Source organism: Mesorhizobium sp. INR15, from assembly GCF_015500075.1.
Lineage (GTDB): Bacteria > Pseudomonadota > Alphaproteobacteria > Rhizobiales > Rhizobiaceae > Mesorhizobium.
Map to the genome: position 1 here is coordinate 172499 of NZ_CP045496.1, position 13205 is coordinate 185703.

Annotated in this window: 8 protein-coding genes; 5 read left to right on the forward strand and 3 right to left on the reverse strand. The window is 62.7% G+C overall.

Translation table 11 applies throughout. From position 1 onward, the window contains the following. The first annotated feature begins 172 nt into the window (after positions 1–172). The 4 genes from GA829_RS00810 to GA829_RS00825 are packed head-to-tail and all read left to right on the forward strand — an operon-like array spanning position 173 to position 6834. Positions 173–1051, forward strand: a complete 879-nt coding sequence (locus GA829_RS00810; protein ID WP_195176708.1) for a phosphotransferase family protein — start codon at positions 173–175, stop codon at positions 1049–1051. Then, entirely contained in the window at positions 1048–3501 is a 2454-nt protein-coding gene (locus tag GA829_RS00815) for a GcvT family protein (RefSeq protein ID WP_195176709.1), read from the forward strand. The genes GA829_RS00810 and GA829_RS00815 overlap by 4 nt, the downstream gene beginning before the upstream one ends. 10 nt (positions 3502–3511) lie before the next feature. Then, the gene (locus GA829_RS00820) at positions 3512–5929 is read left to right on the forward strand and encodes a GcvT family protein (protein ID WP_195176710.1); all 2418 of its coding nucleotides are present in this window, start codon (positions 3512–3514) and stop codon (positions 5927–5929) included. Next, a complete protein-coding gene (locus GA829_RS00825; protein ID WP_195176711.1) occupies positions 5926–6834 on the forward strand; it encodes a phosphotransferase family protein in 909 nt (302 codons plus the stop codon). Before GA829_RS00820 ends, GA829_RS00825 begins: the two co-directional genes overlap by 4 nt. An 11-nt stretch (positions 6835–6845) precedes the next feature. On the opposite strand, the gene GA829_RS00830 is transcribed toward GA829_RS00825, so the two are convergent. Next, on the reverse strand, positions 6846–7769 hold the full coding sequence (locus GA829_RS00830) for a DMT family transporter (RefSeq protein ID WP_195176712.1): 924 nt from the start codon (positions 7767–7769) through the stop codon (positions 6846–6848). 220 nt (positions 7770–7989) lie between these two features. Beyond that, a complete protein-coding gene (locus tag GA829_RS00835) occupies positions 7990–9282 on the reverse strand; it encodes an amidohydrolase family protein (RefSeq protein WP_195176713.1) in 1293 nt (430 codons plus the stop codon). Between the two features lie 160 nt (positions 9283–9442). Here GA829_RS00835 and GA829_RS00840 point away from each other — a divergent pair, with 160 nt between their 5' ends. Continuing rightward, positions 9443–11197, forward strand: coding sequence for an ABC transporter ATP-binding protein (locus tag GA829_RS00840; protein WP_195176714.1), 1755 nt, complete (start codon positions 9443–9445; stop codon positions 11195–11197). Between the two features lie 41 nt (positions 11198–11238). On the opposite strand, the gene ilvD is transcribed toward GA829_RS00840, so the two are convergent. Beyond that, the gene (gene ilvD / locus GA829_RS00845; protein WP_195176715.1) at positions 11239–13083 is read right to left on the reverse strand and encodes a dihydroxy-acid dehydratase; all 1845 of its coding nucleotides are present in this window, start codon (positions 13081–13083) and stop codon (positions 11239–11241) included. Positions 13084–13205 lie beyond the last annotated feature (122 nt).

Here is a 13205-nt window from a genome sequence, read left to right on the forward strand (position 1 = left end):
GGATGCCGGTCTCGAAGAGCCCGGCACATGGGGCTCGTCGGTGCGGCACGGGATACCGATCCCGCACTCCGCACCGACGAGATCTTCGCCATCGCGGGCCTGCGCTGCCACGGCAATCCGGTGCCACCGGGCCGGCGCCTTGGCACCCCATCACAAAACCAGGGATGAGTTCGTGACCGCAGAAGACCGCATCCGTGCCCTGCCCTGTTGGGCGGGCAGTATCGATATCGAGCCGCTTACGGGTGGATTGAGCAACGCCAACTATCTGGTCAAGGACGCCGCCGGACGACATGTGGTGCGCTTCGGCAAGGACTATCCATTCCACCATGTCTTCCGCGACCGCGAGCTGATGACCGCGCGGGCGGCGCATGCCGCGGGTTTCGCGCCGGCCGTCCGTTATGCCGAGCCAGGGATTATGGTAACGGAATTTCTCGGCGCCAAAACCTATACCGCCGAAAACGTACGCGCCAACATCGGCCGTGTCGCCGCGCTGATGCGCGGCTTTCACCGCGAAATGCCCAACCACGTCTCCGGTCCCGGATTCATGTTCTGGGTCTTCCATGTCATCCGCGACTATGCCCGCACGCTTGACGGCAGCCGCATGGCCAGTGAGTTGCCGCGCTATCTCGCGCTTGCCGATGAGTTGGAGCGTGCACAGGCGCTGCTGCCGATCGTCTTCGGCCACAATGATCTGTTGCCGGCCAACCTGCTCGACGACGGCGACAAGCTGTGGCTGATCGATTTCGAATATGCCGGCTTCAACACCGCGATGTTCGATCTTGCCGGTGTCGCCTCCAATGCGGGTATGTCCGAGGACGAATCGAACAAGCTGCTGACCGCCTATCTCAGCCGCGCCCCCGACGAGAAGATCCTTCGCTCGCATGCCGCCATGCAATGCGCCTCGCTGTTGCGCGAGGCGATGTGGAGCATGGTTTCGGAACTGCATCTCGATGCGCCGGGCGCCGACTATGTCGCCTACACGGCTGAGAACCTGTCGCGGCTGGACGTCGCGCTGGACAGCTACAGAACGAAATACGGGAAAAAATCATGACATTGCCAACGCAGGCCGGGATCGTCGTCATTGGCGGCGGCATCATCGGCTGTTCGACAGCCTACCATCTGGCGCGCGACCACAAGGCCGACGTCATCCTGCTCGAACAGGGCAAACTGACATCGGGTTCGACCTGGCATGCCGCAGGCCTGGTCGGTCAGTTGCGTTCATCGGCCTCGATCACCCGCGTGCTCAAATATTCGGTCGATCTCTACAAGGGGCTCGAGGCTGAGACCGGTCTTGCCACAGGCTGGAAGATGACCGGCTGCCTGCGGCTCGCGACCAATGCCGACCGCTGGACCGAGTACAAAAGGCTGGCGACGACCGCCAAGAGCTTCGGCATGGACATGCAGTTGCTGTTGCCCGCCGAAGTGAAGACCATGTGGCCGCTGATGGAGACCAGCGATCTCGTCGGCGCCTCCTGGCTGCCGACCGACGGGCAGGCCAGCCCCTCCGACATCACGCAGTCGCTGGCCAAGGGCGCCCGCATGCACGGCGCCAAGCTGTTCGAGGATGTCCGCGTCACCGGCTTCGAGATGAAGGACGGGCGCATCACCGTGGTGAAGACCAGCAAGGGCGACATTGCCTGCGACAAGGTGGTGAACTGCGCCGGACAATGGGCACGGCAGGTCGGCGCCATGGCCGGCATCAACGTCCCGCTGCAGCCGGTAAAGCATCAATACATCATCACCGAGAAGATCGACGGCCTGTCGACCGATGCGCCGACCATCCGTGACCCCGACCGCCGCACTTATTTCAAGGAAGAGGTCGGCGGACTGGTGATGGGCGGCTATGAGCCGAACCCGCAGGCATGGGCAACCAATCTTCCTGGCGGCGACGTGCCGAACGACTGGGAGTTCCGGCTGTTCGACGACGACTACGATCATTTCGAACAGCATATGAGCCAGGCGATCGCGCGGGTTCCTGCGCTCGAAACCGTCGGTGTCAAGCAGATGATCAACGGACCGGAGAGCTTTACGCCGGACGGCAATTTCATCCTTGGCGTGGCACCGGAATGCGCCAACATGTTCGTCGGTGCAGGCTTCAATGCCTTCGGCATCGCGTCGGGCGGCGGCGCCGGCTGGGTGCTGGCGCAATGGGTGGTCGATGGCGAAGCACCGCTCGACCTCTGGGTGGTCGACATCAGGCGTTTTTCCAACCTGCACCGCGACAGGCAATGGGTATGCGACCGCACACTGGAAGCCTACGGCAAACACTACACGATCGGCTTCCCGCACGAGGAATATACGAGCGGCCGGCCGCGCATCGTTTCGCCTTTGTACGACCGGCTGAAGAAATACCAAGCCGTGTTCGGCTCCAAGCTCGGATGGGAGCGGCCCAACTGGTTCGCACCAGAAGGCGTCGAACCCAAGGACGTCTATTCGATGGGGCGGCAGAACTGGTTCGCGGCTGTCGGCGACGAGCACCGGCATGTGCGCGAAAAGGTCGGCATTTTCGACCAGTCGTCCTTCGCCAAATATGAGCTGAGCGGCGCGGACGCCTTGAAGGCGCTGGACTGGATTTGCGCCAACGATGTCAACAAACCCGTTGGCCGGCTGACCTACACCCAGCTTCTCAACACACGCGGCGGCATCGAAGCCGACTTGACGGTGGCGCGGCTGGGCGACGACAAATTCTACATCGTTACCGGCACGGGTTTCCGCACCCATGATCTGTCCTGGTTCAGCGACCACATCGGTGACGGCCTCGATGCCCCCCTCAAGGATGTCACCGAGGATTTCGGTACGCTGTCGTTGATGGGGCCGCGCGCACGCGATGTGCTGGCTGAGGTGACCGGCGCGGATGTATCCAACACCGGCTTCCCGTTCGGCCACGCACGCGAAATCGCCATCGCAAGCCACACGGTGCGGGCACTTCGCGTCACCTATGTCGGCGAGCTTGGCTGGGAACTGCATGTGCCGATCACGGCCACCGGCGAAATCTTCGACGTCTTGATGGCAGCGGGCGAAAAGCACGGCATCCGCCCCGTCGGCTACCGGGCGCTGGAATCGCTGCGGCTGGAGAAAGGCTATCGCGCCTGGGGTTCTGACATCACGCCCAATGACACACCGCAGGAGGCAGGCCTGGGCTGGGCGGTCAAGCTGCGCAAGAACACCGATTTCGTTGGCATGCGCGCGCTTGAGAAGGTCAGCGGCATGGCGCTGAAGAAACGCTTTGCCGGCTTCACTGTCGATGACTCCGAAATTGTACTGGTCGGGCGCGAGACAATCCTGCGCAATGGTGAACCGGTCGGCTATCTCACCAGCGGCGGCTATGGCTACACGCTGGGCAAGAACATCGGCTACGGCTACGTTCGCAATGCTGACGGGGTGAGCGACGATTTTCTCAACTCCGGCGATTACGAACTGGTTGTGGCGATGGAAAGGACGCCGGCAAGAATCCACCTTGAGCCGCTATACGACCCATCCATGAGCAAGATCAAAGCGTGACGGTGCAGCCATGAATTTCCACGCGGATCGTCACGTCCATATCCTGATCATCGGCGGCGGCGCCATCGGCACGTCGGTTGCCTACCACCTTGCCCGCGACGGCGCCAAGGATGTGCTGCTGGTCGAGAAATCGCTGCTCACCCATGGCTGCACATGGCATGCCGCCGGGCTGGTCGGGCAGCTTCGCGGCAAGAGAAACCTGACCCGGCTGATGCAGAATTCGGTTGCCGTTTTCGACCGGCTGGAAGCCGAGACCGGACAGGCGATTTCCTGGAAGAAGGTCGGCTCGCTGCGCCTTGCCGGCAGTTCCGCGCGCTGGAGCGAAATCCGCCGCTCGATGACGCAGGCCAAGAGTTTCGGCGTCGAATGCCATTCGCTTTCGGCCGATGAGGCGGCCAGGCATTTTCCCTATATCGTCAAGGACGGCATCGAAGGCGCCGCCTACATTCCCGGCGACGGTTATATCGATCCCTATTCGCTGACCATGGCCTATGCCAAGGGCGCCAGGCAGAACGGCGCCCGCATCGAAGAGGGCGTCACGGTCGAGGAGATTGTTCTGGAGGGCAGGCGCGCGGTTGGCGTCGTCACCAATGGCGGCTCGATTTCCTGCGATATCCTGGTGAACTGCGCCGGCCTGTGGGCCAAGCGCGTCGGGAAGATGGCCGGCGTGCCGCTGGCAGCAGGCGTTGTCGAGCACCAGTATTTCCTGACTGAAAAGACGCTGAAGCTCGACCCGAACCTGACCACGCTGCGTGACCCCGACCACAATTTCTATCTCAAGCCGGACACCGGCAGCTTTGCCATCGGCGGCTGGGAGGATGGCACGAAGGGTTGCTGGCGCGGCATGCCGCCGCTCGATTTCGGTCGCGAGCTATTCGCACCCAATATGGAACGGCTGGAGCTGTTCGCGCTGCCAGCGGCGGAGCGGCTGCCGGTGCTCAACGAGATCGGCATCCAGACTGTCATCAACGGGCCGATCCCGGTGTCCTTCGACGGCGAGCCGATCATGGGGCTGGCGCCGCAACTCGACAATTTCTTCGTCGCCTGCGGCTTCACCGCCGGCATCGCGGCATCGGGCGGTGCTGGCCTGGCGCTGTCCAACATGATCCTGCACGGCGACGCCGGCATGGATCTGTGGCCGTTCGACGTGCGCCGCTTTGGCGCGGTGCAGGCGCAGGGCCGCTATCTCGAGACACGCGCCATCGAGGCCTATGGCGCCTACTACAAGATCCACTGGCCGGCGGAAGAATCGCATGCAGGGCGCGGGCTGCGACTTTCGCCGCTGCACGACACTCTGCGCGACAATGGCGCGGTGTTCGGCTCAAAATTCGGCTGGGAGCGGCCCAACTGGTTCTCCGTCGATGACGGCAAGTCGGTCGAACTGGGCAGTTTCGAAGGCAAACCCGGCTGGTTCGATGCTGTTGGCGGCGAGGTGCGGGCAATCCGCGAACGGGCGGCCCTGATCGACCAGACCTCATTCTCCAAGTTTGAAATCACGGGCAAAGGCGCGCAGACAGCACTGCAGCGCATCGCCGCCAACGACCTTTCCGGTGCGCCGGGCAAGGCCGTCTACACCCAGCTCTGCAACGAGAGGGGTGGCATCGAGGCCGACGTGACCATCATCCATACCGGCGAGGATCGTTTCCTACTGGTCACCGGCTCCGGCTTCGGCGTGCATGACCAGCACTGGGTGTCGAGACATCTGCCTGACGGCATCACCTTGCGCGACGTGACCAATCAATATGCCACGATCAACCTGTGCGGACCGCGCGCCCGGGACATCCTGCAATCGGTCAGTGACGATGATGTTTCCAATGACGCCCTGCCCTTCCTGGCTGTGCGCAGTATCGAGCTTGGCAATGCCACCGCACTCGCCGTGCGTATCGGCTATGTCGGCGAACTCGGCTACGAACTTTACGTGCCGCAGGAATATGCCGTGCATGTCTATGAGACGCTGCGCGAGGCGGGCGCGCCGCATGGCATCGCCGATGCCGGCTATCGCGCCGTCGATGCCTGCCGCATGGAGAAAGGCTATCTCTACTGGTCCGGCGACATCACGCCCGACTACAATCCCTACGAAGCCGGGCTCGGCTTCGCGGTGGCGCTGGGCAAGGGCGATTTCATCGGCCGTGCGGCGCTGGCGAAGATCAAGGCGGAAGGCGTCAAGCGCAAGCTCTGCTCCTTCACCGTCGACGGCTTCGCGCCATTCCACGGCGGCGAGGCGATCCTGTTCGGCGGCAAGGTCGTCGGCTCGACCTCGTCGACCGGCTATGGCTATACGCTGGGCCAGACCATTGCCTTCGGCTACCTCCCGGCAGAGCTGGCCGGCGAAGCGGCATTCGAGATCGAGGCATTCGGCAAGACCTACAAGGCGACGCGCGGGCCGCGCACGCTCTATGACCCGAAAATGGAAAGGCTGAGGGCATGAGCGACGATCTCGCACTTGCCCGGCAAGCGATGGCGGCGATCCCGCTGTTCGGGGATTTCAGCGGCAAGATAGAGCGGCTCGGCGGCCTTACCAACCTGGTGTTCAAGGCTGGCGACTTCTGCCTGCGCATCCCCGGCAAGGGCACGGAGGAATATATCAACCGCGCCAATGAGGCGGTGGCCGCACAGGAAGCCGCCAAGGCCGGCGTCAGCCCTGAAGTGCTGCATGCCGACGGCAAGACCGGTGTCATGGTGACGCGCTTCATCGCCGGCGCGCAGACCATGTCGCCGGAGACATTCAAGACCAGGGCAGGCAGCACGGCGCGGGCTGGCGAGGCCTTCCGCAAGCTGCACGGATCGGGTGCCGTGTTTCCCTTCCGCTTCGAACTGTTCGCGATGATCGACGATTATCTCAAGGTGCTGTCGACCAAGGATGTCGCCTTGCCCGCCGGCTATCATGACGTGGTGCGCGAGGCTGGCACCGTACGCTCCGCGCTCGCCGCCCACTCGCTTCCGCTTGTCGCCTGCCATTGCGATCCGCTATGCGAGAATTTCCTCGATGCCGGCGGCAGGATGTGGATCGTCGACTGGGAATATTCGGGAATGAACGATCCGCTCTGGGACCTCGGCGACCTCAGTGTCGAAGGCAAATTCGACACCGCGCAGGACGAAGAGATGATGCGCGCCTATTTCGGCGGCGAGCCCAAAGCCGCCGAGCGCGGCCGCGTCGTCATCTACAAGGCGATGTGCGACCTGCTGTGGACGTTGTGGGGGCTGATCCAGCTCGCCAACAACAATCCGGTCGACGATTTCCGCGCCTATGCCGATGGCCGCTTCGCACGCTGCAAGGCGCTGATGGAGACGCCGGAGTTTTCGCGGCATCTGGCGGCTGTGCGCAACGGCTAGATGCCAGAAACCTAGTTCACACCCTTCGGCACGTTTTCAGGCGGCACCGTGGTGTCAACCACCTTCTGGCGGTGGAAGATGAACAGGCCGGCCAGCACGATGATGCCGGAACCGATCAGGATGCGCGGGCCTGGGACATCGCCGAAGAAGACCAGCCCGAAGACCACCGCCCACAGAAGCAGCGTGTAGTGCAGCGGCGCCAGTGTCGAGGCCGGCGCCAGCTTGAGCGCCCGGGTAATCATCAGATGCGCGCCACAGGAAACAATGCCGAGCAGCAACATGGCGCCGAAATCGAGCGATGACGGCGTCTGCCAGGCACCAATGGTCAGCACGCCGCCCACCACCATGGTGCCGATGGTCTGCCAGGTCACAAGGTTGGTGTCGCTGGTGCCGCGAAGCCGCCGGTTGAGGATAATGGCGAAGGCGAAGGCGATGCTTCCGGCGAGCGCGAAGCTCGACGACAGCGAGAAAGCCGCCGAGGACGGTTTCAGCATGATCAGCACGCCGCAGAAGCCAAGCAGGATCGCCACCCAGCGGCGCCAGCCGACTTTCTCGCCGAGCAGCAGATGCGACAGGGCGGCGACATAGATCGGGCCGGCCATGTAGAAACTCATGACATCGGCGAGCGGCAAATAGACAACCGCCGCGTAGAAAAACGCGGTGTCGAGCGTGGTCATGACAACGCGCAGCAGCTGAAGCTCGAGACGCTCCATGCGAAACAGCTTGGCAGGCCCCTGATGCGCGATCATCGGGCCGAGCACGAAAAAGGCGCCGATGGAGCGAATCAGCACGACCTGGCCGACGGAAAAGCTGGCGACCAGCCATTTGCCCATCGCGTCGTTCAGCGCAAACAGGAAATCGCCGGCCAACATCAGCAGAATGCCGGCCAGCAACACGTTCTTGATTGCAGAATTCTGCGCCGCAGGCTGCTCCATGCTGGTCCCGCATTCCCTCGTATGTGCTCAACAAGCCGCGTCGTAGACGGAAGCGGCTGCCTTGACGAGGAGAAATCCGGAAAATGGCAAGGCCAGCGTCGGGAATCGGCTGTATCTGAACGGTCTGCCCGGGCTCAGCCGGTTGCGGCCGCAAAATAGTCGAATGACTGGCCTGTCACACCGATCGAACGGCGAGGTGTTCCTCAGTTCCGGAGGCGTCCTATTGTGCCTGTCCGGAAGGGCTATGCCTGCGGTTCACGGCGGCAGGCCGCCCCGTGATAGAAAGGCGCGTATCCTGCCTGGTCCGCTCGGCAACAACCTTGCCTCGTGCGATGACGCAAAGGCGTTCTGGACGCAGACGCAGAGCTTCGATCGGGTTGCCGGCATCCAGCACCACGAGGCTGGCGCGCTTGCCAACCGCCAGGCCAAGATGATCGAGACCCATGATCGACGCGTTGACGTTGGTGACCATGTCGAAGCAGCGCGCCATGTCGGCCGGGCTCGACATCTGGGCAACGTGAAGCCCCATGAAGGCGACGTCGAGCATGTCGGCGGTGCCCAGCGAATACCAGGGGTCGAGCACGCAATCCTGGCCCCAGCCGACGCGGATGCCCATGGCGAGCATCTCCTTGACCCGGGTCATGCCGCGACGCTTGGGGAATGTGTCGTGGCGGCCCTGCAGCATGATGTTGATCAGCGGGTTGGGGATTGCCGACACCCCGGCCTCGGCGATCAGCGGCAACAGCTTCGAGACATAGTAATTGTCCATCGAATGCATCGAGGTGAGATGCGAGCCGGCGACCTTGCCCTGCAAGCCGAGCCGCTGCGTTTCATAGGCCAGTTGCTCGATATGGCGCGACAACGGGTCATCGGTCTCGTCGCAATGCAGGTCGACCATCAGGCCGCGCCTGGCGGCGATCTCGCAAAGCTCGGTGACCGAGCGCGTGCCGTCGGCCATGGTGCGCTCGAAATGCGGGATGCCGCCGACGATGTCGACACCCATGTCGAGCGCACGGATGGTGTTGTCGCGTGCTGTCGGCGAGCGATAGAACCCGTCCTGCGGAAAGGCGACAAGCTGCAAGTCGATATAAGGGGCGATCGTCTTCTTGACGTCGAGCAAGGCTTCCACCGCCAGCAGCCTGTCATCGCAGACATCGACATGGGTACGGATGGCAAGCAGGCCCATCGACACCGCCCAATCGCAATAGGCAAGCGCGCGGTCACGCACCGCTTCATGCGTCAGAAGCGGTTTCAGTTCGCCCCATAGCGAAATGCCTTCCAGGAGGGTACCCGAAGCATTGATGCGCGGGATGCCATAGGACAGCGTCGCGTCCATATGGAAATGTGGGTCAATGAAAGGCGGCGAGACCAGATTGCCGTGCGCGTCGATCACCGTGCCAGCGCTGGCTTCGAGAACAGGCTCTATCGCCGCGATTGTCTCACCGATGATGCCGATGTCGGCGATGGTGCCGTCGGGCAAGGTGCCGCCGCGTACAACAAGGTCGAAACTCATCTGTCGTCATCCCGTTCGAAGAATCATCTATTCCCTCATCGTGGCGCAAAAGACAGCCTGCCGCAGCGGTTTCTTTCCGTTATCGGCAAACGGTTCCATCTCGTTGCAACTCACTCTATAAGCCGCCTTTCGTTGTCCCGTTTTTTCAAGGATCAGCCGTTTGTTTCGTTTTTTCCGCTCGACGGAGAACCAGCGCCTTGTCATGAGGCTGCTTCAGGAATCCTTCCGCAAGCATAGGTTCGGCTACGGTATCGCCATCCTGTCGATGCTGGTGGTGGCCGGAATGACGGCGGCCAGCGCCCTGGTCATGCGCGACATTACCAATGAGTTCGTGATCTCGAAACGGATCACGCAGATCAACCTGATCGCCGCCGCAGTCGCCGCCATCTTCACCATCAAAGGCCTTGCGACCTTCGTCCAGAGCTATTTCATGAGCCGGGTCGGCAACGCCATCATCGCCGAGCGCCAGCGCAAGATCTATGATCACATCCTGGCGCAAGGCATCGAGTTCTACCACTCGACGTCATCGTCGGACCTGATCAACCGCATGACCAACAATGCGCAGGCCGCGCGCAATGTTCTCGATCTGGTGGTCACATCCTATGTGCGCGATCTGGTTACCCTGATCGGATTGCTGCTCGTCATGTTCGTCCAGCAACCGGTGCTGTCGCTGGTGTCGTTCATTGTCGGACCGATCGCCATCTACAGCGTCAACCGCATCCTGAAACGTGTCCGCAAGATTTCCGAAATGGAATTCCGCTCGATCGGCCAGATCGTGCAGGTCATGCAGGAAACGGCGATCGGCGTGCGGGTGGTCAAATCGTTCAATCTGGAAGCCTCCATGCGCAAGCGCATGGACAAGGCGGTTACCGATGTCGAGAACCGTGCCAACAGCATTGCGACACTGGAGGCCGGTACAAGCCCGATCATGGAAACGCTGGCCGGCTTTGCCATTGCCGGCGTCATCCTGGTCAGCGGTTTCCTTGTTGTCGAAGGTGGCCAGACCCCCGGCCGGATCATGGCCTTCATCACCGCGTTGCTGCTTGCTTACGAACCGGCAAAGCGCCTCGCGCGTGTCCGTATCGCGCTGGAAACCGGCATTGTTGGCGTACGGATGATGTTCCAATTGGCCGACCGGCCGCTGACGCTGGCCGAAAAGCCGGACGCCGAGCCACTCAAGGCCGGACCGGGCGAGATCCGTTTTGACCATGTCAACTTCGCCTACCAGGACGGACCCCCGGTCCTGGATCAGTTCGATCTGACCATCGAGCCGGGCAAGATGACAGCGCTGGTTGGCCCTTCGGGCAGTGGCAAGTCGACGATGCTGAACCTGATCATGCGCATGTACGACCCGCAAGGCGGCAAGGTTCTGTTCGACGGCCAGGACATTTCGCAGGTGACGCTGGCTTCGCTGCGGGCAAAGATCGCCTATGTCAGCCAGGATACGTTCCTGTTCGCCGGCACGGTGATGCACAACATCCGCCTCGGGCGCGAGGATGCGACGGACGCTGAAGTGATCGCTGCCGCCAAGGCCGCAAACGCGCATGCCTTCATCAGCAGCATGCCGAAGGGCTATGAGACGGATGTCGGCGAGAACGGCGGCCTGTTGTCAGGCGGCCAGCGCCAGCGCATCTCGATCGCGCGCGCCATGCTGCGCAATGCCGAAATCCTGCTGCTGGATGAAGCAACCAGCGCGCTCGATGCCGAATCGGAAGCGCTGTTCCGCGAAGCCCTGCAGCAGTTGACGGTCGGGCGCACCACCATCGTCATCGCGCACCGCCTGTCGACCGTTCACCAGGCCGACACGATCGTGGTGCTGGAAGCCGGCAAGGTGGTGGAGAGCGGCGCGCACCGAACCCTGCTCAATCAGGGCGGGCTGTATCAGAAGCTTTATGAATATCAGCTGATGCCGTGAGTGCCTCCCTTCTCCCCCTGTGGGAGAAGGGAAGTAAGATCCTATTCCGGCACGTACCTTACCGCGCCCTTGGCGGCGCTGGTTGCCATCGAGGCATAGGCGCGCAGTGCCGTCGTCACCTTGCGCTTGCGCTTTTCCTCGGGCTTCCAGGCGGCCGCTCCCCTGGCCTCCATCGCCACGCGGCGAGCAGCCAGTTCAGCGTCACCGACGGCGAGGTTGATGGTGCGGTTGGGGATATCGATCTCGATCGTGTCGCCTTCCTGCACCAGTCCGATCAGCCCGCCTTCCGCCGCTTCCGGCGAGGCATGGCCGATCGACAGGCCCGAGGTGCCGCCGGAGAAGCGGCCGTCGGTGACCAAAGCGCAGGCTTTGCCGAGGCCTTTCGACTTCAGATAGCTGGTGGGGTAGAGCATTTCCTGCATGCCGGGGCCGCCGCGCGGTCCCTCGTAGCGGATGACGACGACGTCGCCGGCCTTGATCTCGTTGGAGAGGATCGCCTTGACGCTGGCGTCCTGGCTTTCGAAGACCCGCGCCGGCCCGGTGAACTTCAGGATCGATTCATCGACGCCGGCGGTCTTCACGATACAGCCGTCGAGCGCCAGATTGCCTTTCAGCACGGCAAGCCCGCCATCCTTGGAGAAGGGATGCTTGGCCGAGCGGATGACGCCGGTCTCGCGGTCGAGATCGAGTTCGTCCCAGCGGCGGTCCTGGCTGAAGGCCACCTGTGTCGGCACGCCACCGGGGGCAGCCAGGAAGAAATCGCGGACACTCTGGCTGGTGGTGCGGGAAATGTCCCAATGATCGAGCGCTTCGCCCAGCGTCGCGGTATGAACCGTTGGCAGGTCGCGGTTGAGCAGCCCGGCATTGTCGAGCTGGCCAAGGATCGCCATGATGCCGCCGGCACGATGGACGTCCTCCATATGCACGTCCGACTTGGCGGGCGCGACCTTGCACAGAACAGGGACGCGCCGCGACAGCATGTCGATGTCGTCCTGGTCAAAGTCGATCTCGCCCTCATGCGCGGCAGCCAGGATATGCAGCACGGTGTTTGTCGAGCCGCCCATGGCGATGTCGAGCGTCATGGCGTTCTCGAACGCACCCTTGGAAGCGATGTTGCGCGGCAGCGCGGTCTCGTCATCCTGCTCGTAGTAGCGCTGGGCGAGATCGACGATCAGGTGACCTGCCTCAACGAACAGCCGCTTGCGGTCGGCATGAGTGGCCAGCGTCGAGCCGTTGCCGGGCAGAGACAGGCCGAGCGCTTCGGTCAGGCAGTTCATCGAATTGGCGGTGAACATGCCCGAGCAGGAGCCACAGGTTGGGCAAGCCGAACGCTCGATGATCTTGACGTCCTCGTCGGAAATCTTGTCATCGGCGGCGGCGACCATGGCATCGACCAGGTCGAGCGCCTGGGTCTTGCCACCCAGCACCACCTTGCCGGCTTCCATCGGCCCGCCGGAAACGAACACGGTCGGGATGTTGAGGCGCAGCGAGGCCATCAGCATGCCGGGGGTGATCTTGTCGCAATTGGAGATGCAGACCATGGCGTCGGCGCAATGCGCGTTGACCATGTATTCGACGGAATCGGCGATCAGTTCGCGCGACGGCAGTGAATAGAGCATGCCGTCGTGGCCCATGGCGATGCCGTCATCGACAGCGATGGTGTTGAACTCCTTGGCGACGCCGCCGGCCTTCTCAATCTCGCGCGCGACCAGCTGGCCAAGGTCCTTCAGGTGGACGTGACCCGGCACGAACTGGGTGAAGGAATTGACCACCGCGATAATCGGCTTGCCGAAGTCGCTGTCCTTCATGCCGGTGGCGCGCCACAGGCCGCGGGCGCCGGCCATGTTGCGGCCATGGGTGGTGGTGCGGGAGCGATAGGCAGGCATGAATTTTCCTTAGCTGGCTGGCTGCACTCAAGGGAGCGTGGCGGCGCTGAATTCGAACCGCAGGCGTTATAGACGCCACGGCGTGGTCTGGCCACAATTTTACACTGCGCCAGGGAATCCGC